This window comes from Rhizobium sp. 01N48 (genome assembly GCF_056399145.1).
The window spans coordinates 186,795-210,465 of sequence record NZ_JBFTQT010000003.1 but is presented as its reverse complement, the minus strand read 5'-3'; the positions used below and the strand labels follow the sequence as shown (position 1 = coordinate 210,465).

The 23,671-nt window shown below is 62.7% G+C and carries 20 protein-coding genes; 12 read left to right on the top strand and 8 right to left on the bottom strand.

Annotation, left to right across the window (positions count from 1 at the left end):
* Entirely contained in the window at positions 1 to 882 is an 882-nt protein-coding gene (locus AC1DOG_RS07425) for a LysR family transcriptional regulator (protein WP_477927250.1), read from the bottom strand.
* A gap of 121 nt (positions 883 to 1,003) precedes the next feature.
* Between AC1DOG_RS07425 and AC1DOG_RS07420 the strand changes: the two genes are divergently transcribed.
* The 8 genes from AC1DOG_RS07420 (at position 1,004) to AC1DOG_RS07385 (ending at position 9,357) form a co-directional block, all read left to right on the top strand.
* Complete coding sequence (locus AC1DOG_RS07420) at positions 1,004 to 2,500, top strand: CoA-acylating methylmalonate-semialdehyde dehydrogenase (protein WP_477927249.1); 1,497 nt, start codon at positions 1,004 to 1,006, stop codon at positions 2,498 to 2,500.
* A gap of 180 nt (positions 2,501 to 2,680) precedes the next feature.
* The gene (gene rirA / locus AC1DOG_RS07415) at positions 2,681 to 3,163 is read left to right on the top strand and encodes an iron-responsive transcriptional regulator RirA (protein ID WP_113196433.1); all 483 of its coding nucleotides are present in this window, start codon (positions 2,681 to 2,683) and stop codon (positions 3,161 to 3,163) included.
* Positions 3,164 to 3,501: 338 nt separating this feature from the next.
* Positions 3,502 to 5,097, top strand: coding sequence for an ABC transporter substrate-binding protein (locus tag AC1DOG_RS07410; protein ID WP_113009961.1), 1,596 nt, complete (start codon positions 3,502 to 3,504; stop codon positions 5,095 to 5,097).
* Positions 5,098 to 5,186: 89 nt separating this feature from the next.
* The gene (locus tag AC1DOG_RS07405) at positions 5,187 to 6,191 is read left to right on the top strand and encodes an ABC transporter permease subunit (protein WP_018898501.1); all 1,005 of its coding nucleotides are present in this window, start codon (positions 5,187 to 5,189) and stop codon (positions 6,189 to 6,191) included.
* A gap of 9 nt (positions 6,192 to 6,200) precedes the next feature.
* Positions 6,201 to 7,088, top strand: a complete 888-nt coding sequence (locus AC1DOG_RS07400; protein ID WP_018898502.1) for an ABC transporter permease subunit — start codon at positions 6,201 to 6,203, stop codon at positions 7,086 to 7,088.
* A 1-nt stretch (position 7,089) separates the two neighbouring features.
* Positions 7,090 to 7,938, top strand: coding sequence for an ABC transporter ATP-binding protein (locus AC1DOG_RS07395; protein WP_081931800.1), 849 nt, complete (start codon positions 7,090 to 7,092; stop codon positions 7,936 to 7,938).
* A complete protein-coding gene (locus AC1DOG_RS07390) occupies positions 7,935 to 8,771 on the top strand; it encodes a dipeptide ABC transporter ATP-binding protein (protein WP_018898504.1) in 837 nt (278 codons plus the stop codon). The genes AC1DOG_RS07395 and AC1DOG_RS07390 overlap by 4 nt, the downstream gene beginning before the upstream one ends.
* Before the next feature lie 52 nt (positions 8,772 to 8,823).
* Positions 8,824 to 9,357 (top strand): gluconokinase, encoded by a 534-nt coding sequence (locus tag AC1DOG_RS07385; protein ID WP_477927248.1) that lies wholly within the window; start codon positions 8,824 to 8,826, stop codon positions 9,355 to 9,357.
* A gap of 9 nt (positions 9,358 to 9,366) precedes the next feature.
* Here the strand turns inward: AC1DOG_RS07385 and AC1DOG_RS07380 are convergent, their stop codons facing one another.
* The 3 genes from AC1DOG_RS07380 to AC1DOG_RS07370 form a co-directional block, all read right to left on the bottom strand.
* Complete coding sequence (locus tag AC1DOG_RS07380) at positions 9,367 to 10,614, bottom strand: NAD(P)/FAD-dependent oxidoreductase (protein ID WP_477927247.1); 1,248 nt, start codon at positions 10,612 to 10,614, stop codon at positions 9,367 to 9,369.
* Between the two features lie 76 nt (positions 10,615 to 10,690).
* The gene (locus AC1DOG_RS07375; RefSeq protein WP_477927246.1) at positions 10,691 to 11,191 is read right to left on the bottom strand and encodes an isoprenylcysteine carboxyl methyltransferase family protein; all 501 of its coding nucleotides are present in this window, start codon (positions 11,189 to 11,191) and stop codon (positions 10,691 to 10,693) included.
* A 2-nt stretch (positions 11,192 to 11,193) separates the two neighbouring features.
* The gene (locus AC1DOG_RS07370; protein WP_477927245.1) at positions 11,194 to 12,243 is read right to left on the bottom strand and encodes a type III polyketide synthase; all 1,050 of its coding nucleotides are present in this window, start codon (positions 12,241 to 12,243) and stop codon (positions 11,194 to 11,196) included.
* Between the two features lie 200 nt (positions 12,244 to 12,443).
* Here AC1DOG_RS07370 and AC1DOG_RS07365 point away from each other — a divergent pair, with 200 nt between their 5' ends.
* The 3 genes from AC1DOG_RS07365 (at position 12,444) to AC1DOG_RS07355 (ending at position 14,523) form a co-directional block, all read left to right on the top strand.
* Positions 12,444 to 12,989, top strand: a complete 546-nt coding sequence (locus AC1DOG_RS07365; protein ID WP_477927244.1) for a tetratricopeptide repeat protein — start codon at positions 12,444 to 12,446, stop codon at positions 12,987 to 12,989.
* Positions 12,990 to 13,132: 143 nt separating this feature from the next.
* Positions 13,133 to 13,738, top strand: coding sequence for an RNA polymerase sigma factor (locus tag AC1DOG_RS07360; RefSeq protein WP_477927243.1), 606 nt, complete (start codon positions 13,133 to 13,135; stop codon positions 13,736 to 13,738).
* On the top strand, positions 13,735 to 14,523 hold the full coding sequence (locus tag AC1DOG_RS07355) for an anti-sigma factor family protein (RefSeq protein WP_477927242.1): 789 nt from the start codon (positions 13,735 to 13,737) through the stop codon (positions 14,521 to 14,523). Before AC1DOG_RS07360 ends, AC1DOG_RS07355 begins: the two co-directional genes overlap by 4 nt.
* Positions 14,524 to 14,933: 410 nt before the next feature.
* On the opposite strand, the gene AC1DOG_RS07350 is transcribed toward AC1DOG_RS07355, so the two are convergent.
* Positions 14,934 to 17,003, bottom strand: a complete 2,070-nt coding sequence (locus AC1DOG_RS07350; protein ID WP_477927241.1) for an ATP-dependent helicase — start codon at positions 17,001 to 17,003, stop codon at positions 14,934 to 14,936.
* 217 nt (positions 17,004 to 17,220) lie between these two features.
* Here AC1DOG_RS07350 and AC1DOG_RS07345 point away from each other — a divergent pair, with 217 nt between their 5' ends.
* Positions 17,221 to 18,843, top strand: coding sequence for an ABC-F family ATP-binding cassette domain-containing protein (locus AC1DOG_RS07345; RefSeq protein WP_477927240.1), 1,623 nt, complete (start codon positions 17,221 to 17,223; stop codon positions 18,841 to 18,843).
* A 60-nt stretch (positions 18,844 to 18,903) separates the two neighbouring features.
* Here AC1DOG_RS07345 and pepT read toward each other — a convergent pair whose 3' ends face one another.
* The 3 genes from pepT to AC1DOG_RS07330 are packed head-to-tail and all read right to left on the bottom strand — an operon-like array spanning position 18,904 to position 23,638.
* Positions 18,904 to 20,136 (bottom strand): peptidase T, encoded by a 1,233-nt coding sequence (gene pepT, locus AC1DOG_RS07340; RefSeq protein WP_477927239.1) that lies wholly within the window; start codon positions 20,134 to 20,136, stop codon positions 18,904 to 18,906.
* Positions 20,137 to 20,180: 44 nt separating this feature from the next.
* The gene (locus AC1DOG_RS07335) at positions 20,181 to 20,909 is read right to left on the bottom strand and encodes a response regulator transcription factor (protein WP_477927238.1); all 729 of its coding nucleotides are present in this window, start codon (positions 20,907 to 20,909) and stop codon (positions 20,181 to 20,183) included.
* The gene (locus tag AC1DOG_RS07330; protein ID WP_477927237.1) at positions 20,906 to 23,638 is read right to left on the bottom strand and encodes a DUF4118 domain-containing protein; all 2,733 of its coding nucleotides are present in this window, start codon (positions 23,636 to 23,638) and stop codon (positions 20,906 to 20,908) included. Before AC1DOG_RS07330 ends, AC1DOG_RS07335 begins: the two co-directional genes overlap by 4 nt.
* Between the last annotated feature and the right edge of the window lie 33 nt (positions 23,639 to 23,671).

Genomic DNA, 23,671 nt, shown 5'->3' with positions numbered 1-23,671 from the left:
CTACAGGAACATCTGCCTGTCGACGGACACCAGTTCCTGAAGGAAATCGACAACGGTGCGCACGCGCAGCAGGTCGCGCGCGCTCTCATGATACGTCGTCCAGTAGGCGCGCTCGATCGACACGTCGGGCAGGATGCGGATCAGCTCGGGATATTGCCGGGCAATATAGTCGTGCAGGATACCGATGCCGGCGCCGGAGCGAACCGCTTCCGTCTGGCCTGTTGCGGTCGAAATCTCGAAGCCTGCATCCCAGCTGCGCATGACCGCCGATGAGAAATTCAGCGATGCGGTGAAGATCAGGTCCTCGACATAGCCGATCCGGGGATGATCCTTCAGCGCTTCGATATCTTGAGGGGCGCCGTTTGCTTCGAGGTAATCTTTCGAGGCGTAGAGCCCGAGCGTGTAGTCCGTCAGCTTCGAGGAGACGAGCCGCCCCTGTTCCGGCCGCTCAAGCGTGATCGCGATATCGGCCTCGCGCTGCGACAGCGAGAAGGAGCGGGGCACCGGCACGAGCTGTATCCTGAGCTCCGGATGCCGCTTGATCAGCCGGCCGAGCCTAGGTGCGAGAAATGCGACGCCGAATCCGTCAGGCGCGCCGATCCTGACCGTTCCCGCGATGCTGCTGTCGAGATGGCCGAGGCTCGCCTGCGCCCTCAGCATCTCGGTCTCCATGCGCTCGGCGGCGTGCAGAAACATCTCGCCCTCCGCCGTAAGGTCGCAGCCATTGGTGCGGCGCACGAGCAGCCGCGTCTTCAGCCGCTCCTCCAGTGTCGTCACCCGCCGGCTCAGCGTGGCGTGGTTGACACCCAGCCGCTTGGAGGCCGAAAGGATCTGTCCGGTTCGGGCCACGGCCAGGAACATACGCACATCATCCCAGTCCAAATCGGCCTCCGGCTTTAATTTTTGCACAACGGTTGCTTAAACCTGTTCATTGATTTGTGCAAATTGAAGTGCGATGCTGGCTCATTCAATAAAGACTGTGAAACCCAGAGGAGGCACACCCATGCATGAGATTGGTCATTTCATCGGCGGCAGGCACGTCGTTGGCTCCAGCGGCCGCGCGAGCAACGTCTATAATCCAGCAACGGGCGAAGTTCAGGCGACTGTGGCACTTGCCAGCGTCGAAGAGATGCGCGCCGCCGTCGAAAACGCCAAAGCCGCGCAGCCGAAGTGGGCCGCCACCAACCCGCAGCGTCGCGCCCGCGTCTTCTTCAAGTTCGTTGAGCTCTTGAACAAGCACATGGACGAGCTCGCCGTCATGCTCTCCAAGGAGCACGGCAAGACGGTCGAAGACTCCAAGGGTGATATCGTCCGTGGTCTCGAAGTCTGCGAATTCGTCTGCGGCATTCCGCACCTGCAGAAGGGCGAGTTCACCGAGGGCGCCGGTCCTGCGATCGACATGTACTCGATGCGCCAGGCCGTCGGCATTGGTGCCGGCATYACCCCGTTCAACTTCCCGGCCATGATTCCGGTGTGGATGTTTGCGCCCGCCATCGCCTGCGGCAACGCCTTCATCCTGAAGCCTTCCGAGCGCGATCCGTCCGTGCCGATGCGCCTCGCCGAATTGATGATCGAAGCCGGCCTTCCGGCAGGCATCCTGAACGTCGTCAACGGTGACAAGGAAGCCGTCGACGCCATCCTGACGGACCCGGATATCGGCGCCGTCTCCTTCGTCGGCTCGACCCCGATCGCCCGTTACGTCTATGGCACCGCTGCCATGAACGGCAAGCGCGCGCAGTGCTTCGGCGGCGCCAAGAACCACATGATCATCATGCCCGACGCCGACATGGATCAGGCCGTCAACGCGCTGATGGGCGCTGGCTACGGTTCCGCCGGCGAACGCTGCATGGCGATCTCGGTTGCCGTTCCTGTCGGCGAGGAAACCGCCAACCGCCTGGTCGAGAAGCTGACGCCGAAGATCGAGGCGCTGCGCATCGGTCCTTATACGGATGACAAGGCCGACCTCGGCCCGCTCGTCACCAAGGAAGCCCAGGCCCGCGTCTCCGGTCTTATCGACAAGGGTGTCGAAGAAGGCGCCAAGCTGGTCGTCGATGGCCGCGGCTTCAAGCTGCAGGGCTATGAGGATGGCTACTTCGTCGGCGGCACGCTGTTCGATCACGTCACGCCGGATATGGACATCTACAAGACCGAAATCTTCGGACCGGTTCTCTCCGTCGTTCGCGCCAAGAACTATGAGGAAGCCCTCGAACTGCCGATGAAGCATGAATACGGCAACGGTGTCGCGATCTACACCCGTGACGGCGATGCGGCCCGCGACTTCGCCTCCCGCATCAATATCGGCATGATCGGCGTCAACGTTCCGATCCCCGTTCCGCTCGCTTACCACTCTTTCGGCGGCTGGAAGGCATCGAGCTTCGGCGACCTCAACCAGCACGGCACGGACTCGATCAAATTCTGGACGAAGACCAAGACGATCACCGCCCGTTGGCCATCCGGCATCAAGGACGGCGCCGAGTTCGTCATGCCGACGATGAAGTAAGTATCTGTAAAAGCTGCGCTTTGGAACCGGGCCCCGCGAGGGGCCCGTTCTCGTTCAGGTCCACGCGCCGCTCGCATTTATAACGTGATTGATTTTTTCATCTTTTTCTATTTTGGAATTGTTCAAAACTATCTAAGGCATTATATACGGTGCCTAACGAGAACGAATCTGGAGATCGGCATGCGTTTGACCAAGCAGACCAACTATGCTGTTCGCATGTTGATGTACTGCGCTGCCAATGAAGGCAGTCTCAGCCGGATTCCCGAAATTGCCAAGGCATACGGCGTTTCCGAGCTCTTCCTGTTCAAGATCCTGCAGCCGCTGAACAAGGCTGGTCTCGTCGAGACCGTGCGCGGCCGCAACGGTGGCGTCCGCCTCGGCAAGCCTGCGGACAAGATCAGCCTCTTCGACGTCGTGCGCGTCACCGAAGACAGCTTCGCCATGGCCGAGTGCTTCGAGGATGATGGCGAAGTCGATTGCCCGCTGGTCGATAGCTGCGGCCTGAACTCGGCGCTGCGCAAGGCGCTGAACGCCTTCTTCGATGTGCTTACGCAGTACTCGATCGACGATCTGGTCAAGGCCCGTCCGCAGATCAACTTCCTGCTCGGCCTCGAAGGCAATCATCATCACCCGAAGTCGCGGGCTGTCGCACCCGCTGCTTGAGGTAGCGTTTCTTTATTTTTCGCAACCGCAGTCACTGATCGTGGCTGCGGTTGTTTCGTTTCCGGATTCAGACCTCAAGCGTCTGCCCAATGGGCCCGTATTTGCACTGTCGTTGATATGCGCAACATTAAATGTGACCAAAACAAGGGTTATCCAGCGTGAATATTGCTAAATGCGGCCCATTTTCGGCGTAAAATTACTAAAGTTGCCCGGTCGGAAAAATTTTCCGGCCCGGTCGTTGATTTAAACAATCAAATATCGTTCCATCGGCGCTCGATCGGGAGGAGCGCTCTGCGATCAGACAAACGTATAAAAGAACAAACCTGGGAAACGAAATCATGAAAAAGATCTCTGTCCTTCTGGCAGCGACCGTTTTGGCCTCGGCCATGGCGTCGACCGCTTGGTCCAAGACGCTTGTATATTGCTCGGAAGGATCGCCGGAAGGCTTCGATCCCGCAATCTACACGGCTGGCACCACCTTCGACGCTTCCTCGCGTACCGTCTACAGCCGCCTGGTTGAGTTCAAGCATGGCAAGACCGAAGTCGAGCCGGGCCTTGCTGACAGCTGGACCGTTTCCGATGACGGCCTGACCTATACGTTCAAGCTGCATCCGGGCGTCAAGTTCCAGACCACCGAGTTCTTCACGCCGACCCGCGACCTCAACGCTGACGACGTCGTCTTCTCGTTCGACCGCCAGCTGAAGGCCGACAGCCCCTGGGCCAAGTACGTCGCCGGCGTTTCCTACGAATACGCTGCCGGCATGGGCTTCCCGGATCTGATCAAGTCGGTCGAAAAGGTCGATGACCTGACCGTCAAGTTCACGCTGAACCATCCGGAAGCACCGTTCCTCGCCGACCTCGCGATGGACTTTGCATCGGTCGTTTCCAAGGAATATGCCGACAAGCTGCAGGCCGATGGCAAGATGGAGCAGATGAACCAGATGCCGCTCGGCACCGGTCCGTTCACCTTCGTCGCATACCAGCCGGATGCCGTCATCCGCTACAAGGCCAACGAAACCTACTTCAAGGGCAAGGAAAAGATCGACGATCTCGTTTTCGCGATCACCCCCGACGCTTCGGTTCGCGCTCAGAAGCTCAAGGCCGGCGAATGCCACATCATGCCTTACCCGAACGCTGCCGACGTCAAGGATCTGAAGGCTGATTCCAGCCTCAAGGTTCTGGAACAGCCGGGCCTGAACGTTTCCTACCTCGCCTACAACACGCAGCAGGCGCCGTTCGACAAGCCTGAGGTGCGCAAGGCGCTCAACATGGCGATCAACAAGCAGGCGATCGTCGATGCCGTCTTCCAGGGCGCTGGCCAGGTTGCCAAGAACCCGATCCCGCCGACGATGTGGTCCTACAACGACGCCGTCAAGGACGATGCCTACAGCCCCGACGAAGCCAAGAAGATGCTTGAAGCCGCTGGCGTCAAGGATCTCTCGATGAAGATCTGGGCAATGCCGGTCTCGCGTCCGTACATGCTGAACGCACGTCGCGCCGCCGAGCTGATGCAGGCTGACCTCGCAAAGGTTGGCGTCAAGGTCGAGATCGTCACCCACGAATGGGCCGAATACCTGAAGCTCTCCAAGGACGTGAAGCGCGATGGCGCCGCCATCCTCGGCTGGACGGGTGACAACGGTGATCCGGACAACTTCCTCGACACGCTGCTCGGCTGCGAAGCTGTCGGCGGCAACAACCGCGCGCAGTGGTGCAACAAGGAATTCGACGCCCTCGTGAAGAAGGCCAAGAAGACCTCTGACGTTGCTGAGCGCACGAAGCTCTACGAAGAAGCACAGGTCGTCTTCAAGAAGGAAGCACCCTGGGCAACCCTCGACCATTCGACGGAATTCGTTCCGATGAACGCCAAGGTTTCCGGCTACGTGCAGGATCCGGTCGGTGTTCACCGCTTCGACGGCGTTGATATCGCCGAATAACCAAAACTATGCAAAGATGCCCGACAAGATCGGGCTTGGCCGGCGGTCAGGTTTGATACCTGACCGCCGGACTAATATGGACATATGATATGTTTCGTTTTTTCATCGGGCGCCTAGCGGTCCTGATCCCCACCTTCCTCGGTGTTTCCATCATCGCCTTCGCGTTCATCCGCCTGCTGCCCGGAGATCCGGTCATGCTGATGTCGGGCGAGCGTGTCATGGCGCCGGAACGCCATGCTGAAATCATGCACGACCTCGGCCTCGATCGGCCCGTTTACGTCCAGTACATCGATTACCTCGGTAATCTCGTGCAGGGCGATCTCGGTTCGTCGATCGTCACCAAGCGACCGGTCCTGCAGGAGTTCATGTCGCTGTTTCCGGCAACGCTGGAGCTGTCGCTCTGTGCCATCCTGTTCGCCATCATCCTCGGCATTCCCGCCGGCATCTTCGCCGCGGTGAAGAGGGGGACGTGGTTCGACCAGGGGGTCATGGGCGTCGCCCTTGTCGGCTACTCGATGCCGATCTTCTGGTGGGGCCTGCTCCTCATCGTTCTCTTCTCGAATACGCTGCACTGGACACCCGTCTCCGGCCGTATCTCGCTGATGTACTTCTTCAAGCCGGTCACCGGCTTCATGCTGATCGACAGTCTGCTGTCCGGTCAGGCCGGCGCCTTCAAGTCGGCCTTCCAGTCGCTGATCTTGCCGACCATCGTTCTCGGCACCATCCCGCTGGCCGTTATCGCCCGCCAGACCCGCTCGGCCATGCTCGAGGTTCTCGGCGAGGATTACGTCCGCACCGCCCGCTCCAAGGGTCTGGCCCCGCTGCGCGTCGTCGGCGTACATGCGCTGCGCAACGCCATGATCCCTGTCGTCACCTCGATCGGCCTGCAGGTCGGCGTTCTCCTCGGTGGCGCGATCCTCACTGAAACCATCTTCTCCTGGCCGGGTATCGGCAAGTGGATGGTCGATGCGGTGTTCAAGCGTGATTACACCGTGGTTCAGGGCGGCCTGCTCCTGATCGCGGCCATCATCATGCTCGTCAATCTGATCGTCGATCTCATGTACGGTCTCATCAACCCACGCATCAGACACTAGGAGCGGCCCATGAGCACGACAAACACCACGTCTGCCCAGCCCTCCGGTCTCTCGGAGTTCTGGTACTACTTCTCCCGAAACAAGGGCGCGGTCATCGGCCTCGTCGTCTTCGTCTTCGTTCTCCTGCTGGCGATCTTCGCATCCGTCGTCGCCCCGCATGATCCGAACGTGCCGTCGGGCTTCCAGCGCCTGCCGCCGGCATGGTCGGAAGGCGGCAACAGCGCCTATCTGCTCGGCACCGATGCAGTCGGTCGCGACATGCTTTCGCGCCTGATCTTCGGTACCCGCTTCTCGCTGTTCATCGGCCTCGTCGTCGCCTCGCTGTCGGCCGTCGCCGGCGTCCTGCTCGGCCTCATCGCCGGTTACTTCCGTGGCCGCACCGATACGATCATCATGCGCGTCATGGATATCATCCTGGCCTTCCCGTCGCTGCTTCTGGCCCTCGTGCTGGTCGCCGTTCTCGGTCCCGGCCTGTTGAACGCCATGATCGCGATCTCGATCGTCAACCAGCCGCACTTCGTCCGCCTGACCCGCGCCGCCGTCATCAGCGAGCGCGAGAAGGAATATGTCGTGGCCTCCCGCGTCGCCGGCGCCGGCACGCTTCGCCTGATGTTCAAGACGATCCTGCCAAACTGCCTGGCACCGCTGATCGTCCAGGCAACGCTCGCCTTCTCGGCGGCGATCCTCGACGCGGCGGCCCTCGGCTTCCTCGGCATGGGCGCCCAGCCGCCGACATCCGAGTGGGGCACGATGCTCGCCGACGCCCGCGAGTTCTTCCAGAGCTCGCCGTCGCTCGTCACTTTCCCGGGCCTGTGCATCCTCATCACCGTTCTCGCCATCAACCTGATGGGCGACGGTCTGCGCGATGCGCTCGATCCCAAACTGAAGAGGTCCTGATATGGCACTTCTCGAAATCGAAAATCTCGTCGTCGAGTTCCAGACCTCGACCGGCACCTTCCGCGCCGTCGATGGCGTGTCGATGAAGGTCTCTGCCGGTGAGGTTCTCGCCATCGTCGGCGAATCCGGCTCCGGCAAGTCCGTCTCCATGCTGGCCGCCATGGGCCTCTTGCCCTGGACCGCGAAGGTCACCGCCGACAAGCTGGTCTTCGACGGTCGCAACCTGCTCGGCATGTCCGGAAGCGAGCGCCGCAAGATCATCGGCAAGGACATGTCGATGATCTTCCAGGAGCCGATCGCCAGCCTCAACCCGTGCTTCACGGTCGGCTTCCAGATCGAGGAAGTGCTGCGCATTCACCTCGGCCTCGGCAAGGCGGAGCGCCGCAAGCGCGCCATCGAGCTCTTCGAAGCCGTCGGCATTCCGAACCCGGCCGAGCGCCTCGGCCACTTCCCGCACCAGATGTCGGGTGGCCAGTGCCAGCGCGTGATGATCGCGATTGCGATTGCCTGCAATCCGAAGCTCCTGATCGCCGACGAGCCGACCACAGCACTCGACGTCACGATCCAGAAGCAGATCCTCGATCTCCTGATGCGCCTGCAGACGGAACACGGCATGGGTCTCATCATGATCACCCACAACATGGGCGTGGTCGCCGAGACCGCCGATCGCGTGATCGTGCAGTACAAGGGCCGCAAGATGGAGGAGGCCGACGTGCTGTCGCTGTTCGAAGCACCGAAGAGCGATTACACCCGCGCGCTGCTCGCGGCTCTGCCCGACAACGCCACCGGCGACCGCCTGCCGACCATCGGCGAAATCTTCAAACAGACGAGTGAGGGAGCGGCCCAATGACGCCAGTCCTCGAAGGCAAGAACATCGTCCGCAACTACTTTCTGCCGGGTGGCCTGTTCAAGAAAGAAAAGACCGTCCACGCCGTCAAGGGCGTGAACTTCAAGGTGGAACAGGGCAAGACGCTCGCCATCGTCGGTGAAAGCGGCTGCGGCAAGTCCACGCTCGCCCGCATCATCACTATGATCGATCCGGCAAGCGACGGCGAACTCTTCATCGACGGCAAGAAGGTGGATATCGCAGCCGGCGACCTGACGCCCGAGATGCGCCGCAAGGTGCAGATCGTGTTCCAGAACCCCTATGGTTCGCTGAACCCGCGCAAGAAGATCGGCGATATCCTGATGGAACCGCTGATCATCAACACCAACACGCCCGCTGCCGAACGCCGCGAACTGGCGATGTCGATGTTGAAGAAGGTCGGCCTGCAGGACGTCCACTTCAACCGCTATCCGCACATGTTCTCCGGCGGCCAGCGCCAGCGTATCGCCATTGCCCGCGCGCTGATGCTGAAGCCACGGCTTCTGGTGCTGGACGAGCCGGTCTCGGCGCTCGATCTGTCGGTCCAGGCACAGGTGCTGAACCTGCTTGCCGACCTGCAGGACGAGCTGAACCTGACCTACGTTTTCATCAGCCACGACCTCTCGGTCGTCCGCTACATGGCCGATGACGTCATGGTCATGTATTACGGCGAAGCTGTCGAATACGGATCGCGGGATCAGGTTTTCAACGACCCGCAGCACAGCTATACCAAGACATTGTTCGCGGCGACGCCGCGCGCCGATGTCGACACCATCAGGGCACGTCTCGCCCGCAAGAATGCGGCCATCGCGTCGTAAGCTTGGGTCTCCTGACACGGCGGATCATGCCGAGGTGAGGAGAGTTTCTGGAATGTCAGCACAAAACACGCGCCCCCATGCCATCATCGTCATGGGGGTCAGCGGCTGCGGCAAGTCGTCCGTGGGCGAGGCCATAGCGCAAGCGCTCGCCGTCGAATTCGCCGAAGGCGACGCTCTGCATCCGGCCTCGAATGTCGAGAAGATGTCGAAGGGCATTCCGCTCGCCGACGAGGATCGCATGCCCTGGCTCGATATCATCGGCCAGACCATTAAAGCCGCTCTCGACCGCAATGAGGGCATCGTCGTTTCCTGCTCGGCGCTGAAGAAAAGCTACCGCGACCGCCTGCGCGCCGCCGTCGATGGCAACCTGTTCTTCGTCTACCTGCACGGCTCCAAGGAGCTCTTGACCGCACGCATGGGCGCCCGCAAGGGCCACTTCATGCCGCTCTCTTTGCTTGAAAACCAGCTGGCAACGCTCGAAATCCCGACCGGCGAGCCGGGCGTCGTCACTGTCGATATCGATGGAACGATCGACGAGATCGCGAAGACGGCGCTCCGCGATCTCAAGGCTTTGGGTATATCCTAGCCGGATCGTTTACGGATTGAACCGTTGCGGCGAATAGGCAGAGATATCAACGAAGGGCTTTTCGCCCGTCATCTGCTCCGCCAACGCCCTTCCGGTCACCGGCCCAAGCGTCAGCCCGTGATGCGCGTGGCCGAAGGCGAACCACAGGCCTTCGTGGCGCGGCGCCTTGCCGATGATGGGCATCATGTCGGGCGTGCAGGGGCGGGCGCCCATCCAGGGTTCCGGATCCAGCCGCTCGCCAAGCGGAAACACACCGCGCGCCACCGTTTCAGCGCGGTCGAGCTGCACCGGCGTCTTCGGCGCGTCGATCGCCGCGAACTCCGCGCCCGTCGTCAGCCGGATGCCGTTTTCCATCGGCGCCATCAGATAGCCGAGCTCCGTGTCGGCCACGGTGTTGTTGAGCACCGCATTGCCCTTCGCGGAATAATGCATGTGATAGCCGCGTTTGACCCCGAGCGGGAAGGCGTAGCCGAGCCGCCGTGTCGCCACCGCCGCCCACGGCCCGAGCGCCATCACCGCCTCGTCGGCTTCGACGGGACCCACGTCGGTCGCGATCTTCCAGCCGGCGCCGAACTTGCCGAAGGAGTTCGCATCCCCGGTGATAAAGCGACCGCCGATGCTTTCGAAATAGCGCAGATAGCTTGCCGTCAGCGCCTGCGGATTGATGACCGACCACGGATCGCGCCACTTCAGCGCGCCAACGAAGCCGAGATTGAGATCCGGCTCCAGCCGCGCCAGATCGCCAGTATCCAGCTTGTCGAAGCCGACGCCGAATTCCCGCTGCAACCGCTCGGCCTCGGCGAATTCCGCGTCGCGCTTTTCACCGGTGCGAAAAACCTCGATCCAGCCGTTCTTGCGGATCAGATGCTCGGCGCCGGCCGCCTCGATCAGATCGTTGTGCTCGGAGATCGAATGCGCGATCAGCGGCGCATAGGCCTTCGAGATCATCTGGTGGCGCTTGGTGTTGGAGTGCCACCAGTACCGCGCCAGAAACGTCAGCTGGCCCGGCAGCGCGTTCAGGTGATAATGCGCGTCGATACGGTTGTTGAAGGCGTAGCGGACGAGAAGGCCGAGCTGCTGCGGAAAGCCATAGGGGACCACGCCCTCACGCTGGATCAATCCGGCATTGCCGAAGGATGTGCCGTTGCCCGGCGGCTTGCGATCGATCAATGTCACCTGGCGTCCGCGCCGCTGCAGATGAATGGCCGTCGATACGCCGACGATGCCGGCTCCAAGCACGATTACGTTCTTCGTCATTTTCCCACGAAACCCACGATAGTCTAGGCATGGAAAATGCCCCTCCGCCAAGCCGCGTGCAAATGAAAAATCGCATTCATTTCAAAAACATTGCCGTCTTCAGCGCGCGGTTCTCGACCGAGATGCGAAGCCACAGCATCAGCCCGTTCAAGATGGAGAAAATGGCGGCATAAAGCGGCATGCCGAGCGCCAGCGGCAGCACCGCGATCTCACCGGTGACGACCGCGTAATTCGGATGCGAGAGCAGCCGATACGGTCCCTCACGCACCAGCGACGCCCCCGGCAGCACGATGATCCGCGTCGTCCATCGCCCCTTGAGCGTCGCCAGAACCCAAAGCCGCCCAAGCTGCAGCACGACGAAGAGCACGAGCCATATCGGCTGCACCGGATGGCCCGGCGCAAGCAGCCAGAGCCCGGCAAGCCAGCTCGCATGTAGCGCTATCATGACGGGATAATGCTCGGCGCCGATCTCGCGGGCGCCGCGCGCCATCAGCGCGCGGGTGTTGCGGCGGGCGATGATAAGCTCCGCCAGCCGCTGCAGCGTCACGAAACCGAGGATGATGATCGATGGCCACATGGTCAGGCCCTCGTCAACGTCACGCAGCTGGCCGAAAATCCCGGCCCCATCGCGATCATCGCCGCCCGCTTCGGCAATCCCTGGCGCAGCACCCGCTCAAGCACGAACAGCACGGTCGGCGAGGACATGTTGCCGTATTCCTCAAGCACCGCCCGCTCATGATCGAGCGCCGAGGACGGGATCGACAAGGCCGTCTCCAGCGCCGCCAGAACGCGTGCCCCGCCGGGATGGCAGATGAAGCGGTCGATATCCGCGCGGCTCAGTCCGTTGCGACCAAGAATGCCGTCGATCGCCGGCCCCAACTCCTTTTCCGCGAAGGGCGGCAGGGATTGCGCCAGCACGATCCCGAAGCCGGTATCGTCGATCTTCCAGCCCATGATCCCGAGCGTATCGGGAAACAGATGCTCCCCGGTGGATTCGACCGCGGCAAGCCCCTCCGGCCCAGCCCTCAAGATACAGGCCGCCGCACCATCGCCGAACAGCGCGGTTGCGATGATATTCGCCCGCGTCAGCTCATCGAGCCGGAACGCGAGCGTGCAGAGCTCGATCGAAACGAAGAGCACGGTCGCGCCGGGCCGCGCCTTGGCGAGCCGCGCTGCGATCGCGAAACCGGAAACGCCGGCCGCACAGCCGAGGCCGAAGACAGGCAGGCGCTCGACATCCGTCCGAAACCCGATCTCCGATGCCAGCTGCGCATCGAGGCTCGGCGTCGCGATGCCGGTCGAGGAGACCGTGACGATGCAATCGACATCGGCTCCCCTAAGCCCAGCCTGATCGAGCGCCGCCGTGACGGTCCGCCGAAACAGGTTTCGCGCCTCCTCCTGATAGGCCTGCATCCTGTCTTCCCAGCCGTGCGGCTCGGTGAACCATGAGAGTGGCCGCGCGGCATGCCGGGTGCGGATGCCGGCATTGATGAAGACCGGCACCAGATGCGCGAAGTCCTTCAGGCGGCTGGAAAACAGCCGCGCCGACGTCTCCGCGGCTTCCTCCTGCGTGATGACATGCAGTGGCGCCGCGGTGGCGAGGCTGAGTAGTTTGACGGTCTCGTTCACGAAAATGCTCCTGTTCGTCCCCCGGCGCACGCGGAGCAAACACGCCAGCCCGCGCTTTATTCGCCGCTGGCTCTCACGAAACGGTGATCGGAAAAATCGCGGCACGCGCCGAATAAACCCGCCGGCTGCGGTGTTCATTCGCCGCAACCCTGTCCTCAAGACCAACCGCGTCTCAGACATTGTCCCGAAGGAGATACATCATGACCTCAGCAACCTCCCGAATTGCATCCGTCCTCATCAGCGGCGCGATCGCCGCCTTCGCGTTCACCGCCCCTGCTTTCGCCGCCGGCGGCGATGATAGCGGCGGCGCCACCACGCCGACCTGCAAGAAGGGTGAGGTCTATGACAAGAAGACGCAGAAATGCGTCAAGCAGTCGGGCGCCAACATCACCGACGACAACCGCACCGAATACGCCTATTCGCTCGCCAAGGCAGGCCGTTACGACGAGGCGCTGGCCATGCTCGACACGCTGAAGGACCAGAACACCGCCGAGGCGCTGAACTACCGCGGCTACGCAACGCGTAAGCTCGGACGCACGGATGAAGGCATTGGCTACTATCTGAAGTCGGTCCAGCTCGATCCGCAATATGCAAAGGTCCGCGAATATCTCGGCGAAGCTTATGTCATCAAGGGCCGCATCGATCTCGCCAAGGAGCAGCTCGGCACCATCAAGACGCTGTGCGGCACGTCTTGCGAGGAATATCGCGATCTCAACGAAGCGATCACCAATCCGTCGAAGATCTAAAGCATGTCGCGCAAAAGTGTGCAGCGGTTTTGCGGCACCGACATGCGACAAAACAAAGACTTAAAGCGTGGCGAGCGAATCCGAAGGATCGCGACACGCTTTAACGCGCGAGAACACCCGATAATGTGACGAGGAACATGCCGATGGTCGTCGCTTACACGACATTTCCTGCCTATAGTCACGCCAACAAGACCGCGCCGGCTCGCCCGGTGCGGTCTTCGGCAAACCCCGTGGCGGAGGCGGCCATCGCAAGCGAATCCGATATCAGGAGCGGTCTGACGGAAAACCTGTCGCGGCTCTGGCGCTATGGTCTCGTGCTCTCGCATCGCCGCGACGTGGCCGACGATCTGGTGCAGCAGACCTGCGTGCGCGCTCTGGAGAGGGCCACGCAGTTTCAAGTGGGCACAAGGCTCGACCGCTGGCTGTTTGCCATTCTGCATTCGATCTGGCTCAATGAAATCCGCTCGCGGCGGGTCCGCGAAGGGCAGGGCTTCGTCGACGCCGAGCAGGTGCTCGTCGTCGATGGTGCGCGCGAAACGGAGACGCATGTCATGGCCGCTCAGGTGCTTCGTCTCGTTGGCGCGCTGCCCGATGCGCAACGTGCCGCGGTCTTCCTGGCCTATGTCGAGGGCCTGTCCTACAAGGAGGTGGCCGCCGTGCTCGATATTCCGATCGGCACCGTCATGAGCCGGCTCGCCGCCGCCCGCGCGACCCTGGCCGGCAATCTGAAAGAGGAGGGCGGACGATGACCGACAAGACCACGATCCCCTCCGATGAGGAGCTGACCGCCTATCTCGACGGCGAACTGCCATCCGCGGAAGCCGCGCGTCTCGAAGCACTCCTGGAAATGGACGCCGAGCTGGCCGCCCGCCTCGAGTTCCTGTCCCGCGCCAGCCTGCCCTTCGCGCAGGCCTTCGATCCGCTGCTCGCTCAGGCGCCGAAGGCCGAGCTCGAAGCCATCCTCTCGCGCCTCTCCGCCGCACCATCGGCAACGCCGGCCCCCATCCGCCGTCGCTTCCTCGGCGCACTCGCCGCCTGCCTGGTGGCCGGCGTCATCGCCGACCGCGCCTTCATCGGGCTCAGCCGGCAGCTTGCCGCCACCGATGAAAGCAGCGAATGGCGCGCGACCGTCGCCGACTACATCGCGCTCTACACGCCCGAAACACTGGCCGGCCCGGTGCCCTCGCTTACGTCGCAGGTCGGTCAGCTGTCGGCCGTCGAAGCAAGGCTCGGCCTGCGCCTCTCTCCGGAAGCGATCGCGCTGCAGGGCGTCGATTTCAAGCGCGCGCTGCTCCTGCAATATGACGACCAGCCACTCGCCCAGCTCGCCTATCTCGACCCCGAGACGGGACCCCTAGCACTCTGCATCGTCCGCTCCGACAACGGTGTCCAGCCGCCCGACGTCGAAGCCCGCAAGGGCATGAACGTCGTCTACTGGTCGGATAAGGCCCACGCCTTCATGCTGATCGGCCATGCGCCGCTGGAGCGGATGAAGACGTTGGCGGGAGATGTAAGGATGCGGTTGGCTGCTTGAGTGGGACGGTGTTGGGTGTTGTGCCGCGTGACACCCCCCTCTGTCCTGCCGGACATCTCCCCCACAAGGGGGGAGATCGACTCGCAGAGAGGTTTACGCCAAACGTTGAGGTGGATGCGAGCGGTTAAGCCCAGCCAATCTCCCCACCTGTGGGGGAGATGCCCGGCAGGGCAGAGGGGGGTAACCCACGGCAATACGCCAAATCTAAGCGACATCAAATAATTAGCTGGCAGACTCAGTGCCCGGAGCCCCCTCATCCGACCCTTCGGGCCACCTTCTCCCCGTTGGGGCGAAGGGGAGGTCGGCGCAAGCGGCCCAACCCGAGTCTCTTCTCCCCAACGGGGAGAAGGTGCCGGCATGCGGATGAGGGGGCTTCAGGCATAACGCCGACTGACCACCCCAAACCTACCCTACCGCCACATCGTCCGCATCCGCGCCGCCACATCCACCCTTATCTGCTGCGTACTCCGCTCCGAAGGCGTCGCGACCACGACAGGCCATGCCGCCGTCTCGAAATATTGCAGCAGCGTCACCGGAATGAACCGCGTGCGCGATGCATAGACGTGCCGGTCGCCCTGGCCGTGCTGGCCGCTGGTGAAGAAGCGTTGCGGGGTGATCAGCGTCAGATTGTCCTTGGCGCGCGTCATGCCGACATAGAGCAGACGGCGTTCCTCCTCGATCTCCTGCGTCGTGCCGACGGCGAGGTCGGAGGGGATGCAGCCGTCGACGACGTTCAGCATGAACACCGCCCGCCATTCCTGCCCCTTGGCCGAATGGATGGTGGAGAGGATCAGATAATCCTCGTCGAGCAGCGGCACGCCGGCCTGGTCGCTGGTGGCGTCGGGTGGGTCGAGCGTCAGTTCGGTGAGGAAGCGTTCGCGGTTGGCATAGCCTGATGCGATCTGCTCGAGCTGCAACAGATCGGCCTTGCGGGTGTCGGCGTCTTCGTGGATGCGGTCGAGATGCGGCTCGTACCATTCGCGCGCCTGCGCGATCTCGGCGGGCCACGGCCCGTTCGCCTTGCGCAATCCTTCCAGCAGTTGCACCAGTGCCGGCCAGCTTTCGCCGGTCTTGGCCGGCGGCGGGATTTCGGCGAGCGCCATCAGCGGCTCGGGGTCGGCGGCGATCGTGTCGAGGATCTTGCCCGCCGTCTGCGGCCCGATCCCCGGCAGCATCTTCAACAGGCGGAAGCCGGAGACCCGGTCGCGCGGGTTCTGCGCAAAGCGCAGGATCGCCAGCATGTCTTTCACATGCGCCGAATCCAGGAATTTCAGCCCGCCGAACTTGACGAAGGGAATGTTGCGCCGCGTCAGCTCCACTTCGAGCGGACCGCTGTGCGAGGAGGTGCGAAACAGCACCGCCTGCTGCTTCAGCGTCATACCCACTTCGCGGTTGGCGAGCACCTGCTCGACGATGTAGTTTGCCTGCTCGTTCTCGTCCTTGACGGTCAAGAGCTTCGGCCGCTCTTCGGATTGCCGGTCGGTCCAGAGGTTCTTGGTGAAGCGCTCGCGCGCCAGCTCGATAACGCCGTTGGCGGCAGCAAGGATCGTCGTCGTCGAACGATAGTTGCGGTCGAGCGTGATGATGTCGGCCGGCGGCTCAAAGGTTTTCGGGAAGTCGAGAATGTTGCGGATCGTCGCCGCCCGGAAGGAGTAAATGGATTGCGCGTCGTCGCCGACGACGGTTAAGCCCCGCCCGCCAGGCTTCAGCGCCATAAGCACGGAGGATTGCAGCCGGTTGGTATCCTGGTACTCGTCCACCATCACATGGTCGAAACGCCCGCCGATATCGGCTGCCAGTTCCGGGTCGCTCACCATCTGCGCCCAGTAGAGCAGCAGGTCGTCGTAATCGAGCACGTTCTGTGCCTGCTTGGCCTCGACATAGCAGGCAAACAGTTCGCGCAACTGCTCTTCCCAGGTCGCCACCCACGGATACCAGGTCTTCAACACCTCGGAGAGCGGCGTCTCGGAATTGACCGTGCGCGAATAGATCGCGAGGCACGTGCCCTTGGTCGGAAACCGGCTTTCGGTCTTGGAGAAGCCGAGCTCGTGCCGGATGAGGTTCATCAGGTCGGCGCTGTCTTCCCGGTCGTGGATGGTGAAATCGACATTGAGGCCGATCTGCTCTGCATAGATGCGGAGCAGTCGCGCGCCGATCCCGTGGAAGGTGCCGGCCCAGGTCAGCGCGTCGGTCATCACGGCGGAATTGGCGCCGAGCACCTGCCGGCAGATGCGCTCCACCCGCCGCGCCATCTCGGACGCCGCCCTGCGCGAGAAGGTCATCAACAGGATGCGGCGCGGATCGGCGCCATTGACGATCAGATGCGCCACCCGGTGCGCCAGCGTGTTGGTCTTGCCCGATCCGGCGCCGGCGATGATCAGAAGCGGACCGCCCGTCGTATCCGGTCCCTGACCGACCCCATGCTCCACGGCAAGACGCTGCCGTTCGTTCAGTTTCTCGAGATAGGCCGCCGCCTGCATCTATTCTTCAGCCTCTAGCATACGCGTCGCGGCAAAAGCGCGACTCGGGAACAAATATGGAACGTATCAGTGCCGTCTGATGTTTGGAAGTCCCACGGCGATGTCACCACAGGGAAACGGTCCTAAGCGAACATTTGGTGCACTGCGGAAAACGGGCGACATCTCAGGTGTTGCGTGGCATAAGGGCGCCGAAAACCTGTTTTGGACCACGCTTCCCATGATCCGCATCGAAAATATCAGCAAGCAGAACAGCCACCGCATCCTCTTCATCGAGGCCTCGGCGGCGCTCAACAAGGGCGAGAAGATCGGCCTCGTCGGCCCGAACGGCGCCGGCAAGACGACGCTCTTCCGCATGATCACAGGCGAGGAGCAGCCCGATGAGGGCAATGTCGCCGGTGAAAAGGGTGTCACGATCGGCTACTTCAACCAGGATGTCGGCGAAATGTCCGGCCGCAGCGCCGTGGCCGAGGTCATGGAAGGCGCCGGCCCCGTCAGCGTTGTCGCCGCCGAGTTGCGCGAACTCGAAGCCGAGATGGTCGATCCCGACAAGCTCGACGAGATGGATCGCATCATCGAGCGCTATGGCGAGGTGCAGGCGCGCTACGAGGAGCTGGACGGCTACGCGCTCGAGGGCCGCGCTCGCGAAGTGCTCGATGGCCTGAGCTTCACCCAGGAAATGATGGATGGCGATGTCGGCGGCCTCTCTGGCGGCTGGAAGATGCGCGTCGCGCTCGCCCGCATCCTGTTGATGCGCCCTGATGTCATGCTGCTCGACGAGCCGAGCAACCACTTGGATCTCGAAAGCCTGATCTGGCTGGAAGAATTCCTGAAGAACTATGACGGCGCGCTTTTGATGACATCGCACGACCGCGAGTTCATGAACCGCATCGTCGGCAAGATCATCGAGATCGATGGCGGCCAGCTCACCTCCTATTCCGGCGACTATGCCTTCTACGAGCAGCAGCGCGCCCAGAACGAGAAGCAGCAGCAGGCGCAGTTCGAGCGCCAGCAGGCCATGCTTGCCAAGGAAATCAAGTTCATCGAACGCTTCAAGGCACGCGCCTCACATGCCTCGCAGGTCCAGAGCCGCGTCAAGAAGCTGGAAAAGATCGACCGCGTCGAGCCGCCCAAGCGCCGCCAGTCGGTCGCCTTTGAGTTCCTTCCCGCGCCGCGCTCCGGCGAAGACGTGATCAACCTGAAGAACGTCCACAAGAAGTACGGCAGCCGCGCGATCTATGAAGGCCTCGACTTCATGGTTCGCCGCAAGGAGCGCTGGTGCATCATGGGCATCAACGGCGCCGGCAAGTCGACGCTGCTGAAGCTGGTGACGGGCTCCACCGAGCCGGATCAGGGCACGGTTGCTCTCGGCGCCAGCGTCAAGCTCGGCTATTTCGCCCAGCACGCCATGGACCTGCTCGATGGCGAACGCACGGTTCTCGAATGGCTGGAAGATTCATTCCCGCTGGCCGGCCAGGCACCGCTTCGCGCGCTCGCCGGCTGCTTCGGCTTTTCCGGCGACGATGTCGAAAAGAAGTGCCGGGTTCTCTCCGGTGGCGAAAAGGCGCGTCTGGTCATGGCCAAGATGCTGTTCGACCCGCCCAACCTGCTCGTCCTCGACGAGCCGACCAACCACTTGGATCTCGACACCAAGGAAATGCTGATCAAGGCGCTGTCGCAATACGAAGGCACCATGCTCTTCGTCAGCCACGACCGCCACTTCCTGGCGGCGCTGTCCAACCGCGTGCTGGAGCTGACGCCCGATGGCATCCACCAGTACGGCGGCGGCTATACAGAGTACGTCGAGCGCACCGGCCAGGAAGCGCCGGGTCTGCGGGGATAATAAAATGCCGGGCGGTGACGTCCGGCATTTTTCATTGCGGTGAGATTGATGCGCGGGCGCTTACGCCCGCTCCTCCCAAACCTTGGCGATCTCGACGATCGTCTTGGCCGCCCGCTCCATATCCTGGCGGCTCACCCATTCCAGCGGGGAATGAAACGCGTGACCGCCGGCGAAGATGTTGGGGCAGGGCAGGCCCATGAAGGAGAGACGCGAGCCGTCGGTGCCGCCGCGAATGCTGCCGCGCTTCGGGTCCATCCCGGCGCGTCGGATGCCCTCGACGGCATTTTCGACGATATCAGGGTGGCGATCGACCACTTCCTTCATGTTGCGATACTGCTGCTTGACCTCGAACGTGTAGGTCGAACCCGGATAGCCCGACATCACGTCCTTTACGATCGCTTCCAGCATCTCTTCCTTGGCCGTCAGTCCCGCATTGTCGAAATCGCGGATGATCAGCCCGATCTCGGCCTTTTCCATCGAGCCGGTAAAGCCGGTCGGATGAATGAAGCCCTGCCGGCCCGAGGTCGTCTCGGGGCCGATATCCTTCGGCAACCGGTCGATGATCGCGCCGGCTATCTTGATGGCATTTTCCATCTTCCCCTTGGCGAAACCGGGATGGATGGCGACACCCTGGATGGCGATCTCGACACCATCGGCCGAAAACGTCTCGTCCTCGATATGCCCGGCCGTTGAACCATCCATCGTGTAGGCGAAATCGGCACCGAGCTTCCTCAGGTCCACCTTGTCCACGCCGCGGCCGATCTCCTCGTCCGGCGTGAACAGGATCTTGATCGTGCCATGCTTGATATCGGGATTGGAAACGAGGAACTGAGCTGCCGTCATGATTTCGGCGATCCCCGCCTTGTCGTCGGCGCCGAGCAGCGTCGTTCCATCCGTCGTGATGATGTCGTTGCCGATCTGGTTCTTAAGCTCCGGATGCTCGCTCACCCGGATCACCTGCTGCGTATCAGCAGCCAGACGGATATCGCCGCCCTCGTAGTTGCGCAGGATCTGCGGCTTGACGTTGGTGCCGCTGAAATCGGGCGCCGTGTCCATATGCGAGCAGAAGCAGATGACGGGCACCTGCTTGTCGGTATTCCCAGGAATGGTCGCGTAGATATAGCCGTGCTCGTCCAGATGCGCGTCCGAAAGGCCGATCGCCAACAGTTCCCCGACCAGCACACGCCCGAGGTTCTTCTGCTTCTCGGTGGAGGGCTGGCTCGGCGATTGCGGGTCGGATTGCGTGTCGATGACGACATAGCGCAGGAAGCGGTCGGTAACGGTATCGGTCATGATGCGGTCCATTCTTCTGTATCAACCGATCACTGCTCTATCCCTCATCGGCCGTCTGGTGAAGCACTTTCGGTTGCAGGCAGGTCGGCCTCGCGCAGCCGGTAGCCGACGCCGGTTTCGGTGGTGATGTATTGCGGCTGGTCGGGCGTGGCCTCGATCTTTTGCCTCAGCTGGCGCACATAGACGCGCAGATACTGCACATCCGCTGCCGGTCCCCAGATCTGCTTCAGCATGAATTGATGCGTCAGCACCTTGCCGGAATATTGCGCCAATACCCGCAGGATATCGTACTCCTTCGGCGACAGCTTGATCTCGCGTTCGTCGACCTTGACGATCCGCTTGACGAGGTCGATCGATAGTCCGCCGGTGCGAAACACCGCCTTCTCGCCCTGCTGCTGCAACCGGTGGCGCAGCGCCACGCGGATGCGGGCGCCGAGCTCGTTCATGCCGAAGGGCTTGGTTACGTAATCGTCCGCGCCCGTCTCCAGCGCCTTGACGATCCCGCCTTCATCGGTGCGGCTGGAAAGGATCACGACCGGTGTCGTCAGCCCCTGTTCGCGCCATTCGCCGAGCAGCGCGTGGCCCGGCGTGTCGGGAAGGCCGAGGTCGAGCACGATGAGATCGGGGCCGACCTCGCTTGCAAGCGCGCGCGCGGTCGCCGCATCCGGCGCTTCATGCACCTCGTATCCCTGCGCCGTCAGGCCGACGCGCAAAAGCTTGCGGATAGGGGGCTCGTCGTCGACGACGAGGATCTTCACGGGCGAACCGGTCATTTCATATCTTCCAGCTTCGTGATGTCATTCGTGATCTCTTGCGGGCGAGGCAGCCTGATGGTGAAGACGGCACCCGATCGGTCGGGCCGGTTTGCAGCAGAGATGGTGCCGCCCATCGCCTCGACGAAGCCGCGGCAGATGGACAGGCCAAGCCCAGTGCCGGCCCGCACCTGGTCGCCCTTGCGCACCCGGTAGAAAGTGTCGAACACGCGGTCGAGATCATTATCAGGAATGCCCGGGCCGCTGTCAGCGACCTGAACCATCACATCGCCGGTCACGATGCCATTGTTGGCCCATCCCTTGATCTCAACGGTCGAACCCTCGGGCGCGTATTTCGCGGCGTTGTCGATGAGATTGAACAGCACCTGCTCGAAGAGAACGGGATCGACCCGCACGGTCGGCAGGTCCGCCGGAATGGTCACGTGCACGCCGTGATGCGCCAGGATTTTGGCAGCGCGGCGAAGCGCGCTGCCGACGATGTCGCCGACATCGTGCAGCGCCGAATTCGGCTCCATCGCCCCGGATTCGATCCGGGTCATGTCGAGCAGATTGGCGATGAAGCGGTTCAGCCGCTCGGATTCGTCGACCACGGTAGAAAGCAGATCCTTGCGATCCTCCTCGCTCATCGAGGCGAAATAGTCGCGCAGCGTGGTTGAGGCGCCGAGCACAGCGGCAAGCGGAGTCTTCAGGTCGTGCGAAATCGAGGTCAGCAGCGCCGAGCGCAGCCGGTCGGCCTCGGCGGCGAGCTTCGCCTGGTCGACGTCGGCCACCAGCTGGATACGCTCGATCGCAAGGGCGGCCTGGTCCGCCAGCGCGTCCAGCAATCTCTGCTGCTCCGGCGTCAGAAGCGGCCCGTCGCGGCGGTCGCTGTCGAGCCCGATCACGCCGACGGCGGCGCGTCCGGTGCGCAGCGGCACATAAAGCCGCTTGGCGCCGGGCAGCGTGTCTGCGCCGCGCCCGGCGGCGTGGTTGTGCTCCCAGGCCCAGCGCGCGGCCGCGATGTCTGCATCGTCAAGCGTATCATCAGGCGGATAGCCGGCCCTGACCGCGATCGTCCCGTTCTCGGGCAAAAGCAGCACGACCCGCACCCGCAGCATCGAGGCCAGCTGGAAGGCGGTCGCCCAGAGCACGTCGTCAAGCGTGCCGGTGCCGGCCAGTTTCTTAGAGAAAAGATAGAGATCCTCGGTCGTGCGCGCCCGCTGCCGCGCCGCGGATGCCTGCCGCTGCACCGTCGCCGTCAGGTTGCTGGCGACGATCGCCACGCCGAGGAAGAAAAACAGCGCCAGCACGCTCTCAGGATCGCTGATCGTCAGCGTGTAGCGCGGTGGCAGGAAGAAGAAGTTGAAGGCGAAGGCGCCGAGCAGGCAGGAAAACAGTGCCGGCCTCAGCCCGTGCAGCACCGCCGAGGTCAGCACCGCCATCAAGAACACCAGGGCCAGATTGCGCACGTCGAGCACCTGGTCGAGAACGATGCCGGCGACAAGCGCGATCGCGACATAGACGACCGCCAGCAGATAGGCGCGCAGATCGAAGGCTGGACGCGCCGTCGCCGCCTTGACGCCGCGTTGCGCACCACCCTTCTGCTCGTCGCCCGAAATGACGTGAACGCTGATATCGCCCGCCTTGCGGATCAGGAGGTCGGCGGCAGACGGTGAGAACCACTCCCGCCATGTCGGCTGTTTTGGCGCGCCGATCACGATGTGGGTGACGTTGTTGGAGGCGGCGTAGCGGATCAGCTCTTCCGAGGTCTCGCGCCCCGGAACGGTGATCGCCTCGCCGCCGAGCTGTTCGGCCAGCCGCAGATTGGCGGCCAGTGTGTCGCGCTCGCCCTCGCTGAGGTTGATCGAGCGGTTGGTCTCGACATAGACCGCGGCCCAGGGCGCCCTCAGCCGCGAGGCCATGCGTGCGGCATAGCGCACCAGAGACGCCGAGGCCGGATGGTGATCGACCGAGACCAGCACGCGCTCGCTCGCGGCCCACGGGCCGGAGATCGCATGCGCCTGCATGTGGTTCAGAAGCTGGTCGTCCACCCGCTGCGCCGTGCGCCGAAGCGCCAGCTCTCGCAGCGCCGTCAGGTTGCCCGGCGTGAAATAGTTGGTCAGCGCCCGTTCGGCGGTATTGGCCATGTAGACCTTGCCGTCATGAAGACGCTTGATCAGGTCGTCGGGCGTAAGATCGATGATCTCGACATCGTCGGCCATGTCGATCACCTTGTCCGGCACCGTCTCGCGCACCCTGATGCGGGTGATCTGCGAGACGACGTCGTTCAGGCTCTCGACGTGCTGGATGTTGAGCGTCGAATAGACGTCGATGCCGCGATCCAGCAGTTCTTTGACGTCGAGATAGCGCTTCGGATGCCGGCTGCCCTCCGCATTGGAGTGGGCGAGTTCATCGACCAGCACGAGGTCGGGCTTGCGGGCGATGATGGCGTCGATATCCATCTCCTCCAGCCGCCGGCCCCGGTAGTCGACCGCCACGCGCGGCACGATCTCGAAGCCCGCAAGCATCGCCTGCGTCTCCTTGCGGCCATGCGTCTCGACGACACCAACCACCACATCGACGCCATCGGCGATCTTCGCGCGCCCGGAGGCCAGCATCTCATAAGTCTTCCCGACGCCGGGCGCTGCCCCCAGAAAGATCTTCAACCGCCCACGCGTTTCCGCCCGCGCTTTTTCAAGAAGCGCCTCGGGCGAGGGCCGTCCGGCCTGTTCGCGGTTGTCGTCTGGCATGCGGTGTTGTTCTTTCCTGGCGGTCGGCGCAAG

Excerpts from the sequence above, each read along its gene's own strand:
- rirA (WP_113196433.1), top strand. The coding sequence starts at position 2,681 with ATGCGTTTGACCAAGCAGACCAACTATGCTGTTCGCATGTTGATGTAC.
- AC1DOG_RS07410 (WP_113009961.1), top strand. The coding sequence starts at position 3,502 with ATGAAAAAGATCTCTGTCCTTCTGGCAGCGACCGTTTTGGCCTCGGCC.
- AC1DOG_RS07405 (WP_018898501.1), top strand. The coding sequence starts at position 5,187 with ATGTTTCGTTTTTTCATCGGGCGCCTAGCGGTCCTGATCCCCACCTTC.
- AC1DOG_RS07400 (WP_018898502.1), top strand. The coding sequence starts at position 6,201 with ATGAGCACGACAAACACCACGTCTGCCCAGCCCTCCGGTCTCTCGGAG.
- AC1DOG_RS07395 (WP_081931800.1), top strand. The coding sequence starts at position 7,090 with ATGGCACTTCTCGAAATCGAAAATCTCGTCGTCGAGTTCCAGACCTCG.
- AC1DOG_RS07390 (WP_018898504.1), top strand. The coding sequence starts at position 7,935 with ATGACGCCAGTCCTCGAAGGCAAGAACATCGTCCGCAACTACTTTCTG.
- AC1DOG_RS07385 (WP_477927248.1), top strand. The coding sequence starts at position 8,824 with ATGTCAGCACAAAACACGCGCCCCCATGCCATCATCGTCATGGGGGTC.
- AC1DOG_RS07380 (WP_477927247.1), bottom strand. The coding sequence starts at position 10,614 with ATGACGAAGAACGTAATCGTGCTTGGAGCCGGCATCGTCGGCGTATCG.
- AC1DOG_RS07375 (WP_477927246.1), bottom strand. The coding sequence starts at position 11,191 with ATGTGGCCATCGATCATCATCCTCGGTTTCGTGACGCTGCAGCGGCTG.
- AC1DOG_RS07365 (WP_477927244.1), top strand. The coding sequence starts at position 12,444 with ATGACCTCAGCAACCTCCCGAATTGCATCCGTCCTCATCAGCGGCGCG.
- AC1DOG_RS07360 (WP_477927243.1), top strand. The coding sequence starts at position 13,133 with ATGGTCGTCGCTTACACGACATTTCCTGCCTATAGTCACGCCAACAAG.
- AC1DOG_RS07355 (WP_477927242.1), top strand. The coding sequence starts at position 13,735 with ATGACCGACAAGACCACGATCCCCTCCGATGAGGAGCTGACCGCCTAT.
- AC1DOG_RS07350 (WP_477927241.1), bottom strand. The coding sequence starts at position 17,003 with ATGCAGGCGGCGGCCTATCTCGAGAAACTGAACGAACGGCAGCGTCTT.
- AC1DOG_RS07345 (WP_477927240.1), top strand. The coding sequence starts at position 17,221 with ATGATCCGCATCGAAAATATCAGCAAGCAGAACAGCCACCGCATCCTC.
- pepT (WP_477927239.1), bottom strand. The coding sequence starts at position 20,136 with ATGACCGATACCGTTACCGACCGCTTCCTGCGCTATGTCGTCATCGAC.
- AC1DOG_RS07335 (WP_477927238.1), bottom strand. The coding sequence starts at position 20,909 with ATGACCGGTTCGCCCGTGAAGATCCTCGTCGTCGACGACGAGCCCCCT.
- AC1DOG_RS07330 (WP_477927237.1), bottom strand. The coding sequence starts at position 23,638 with ATGCCAGACGACAACCGCGAACAGGCCGGACGGCCCTCGCCCGAGGCG.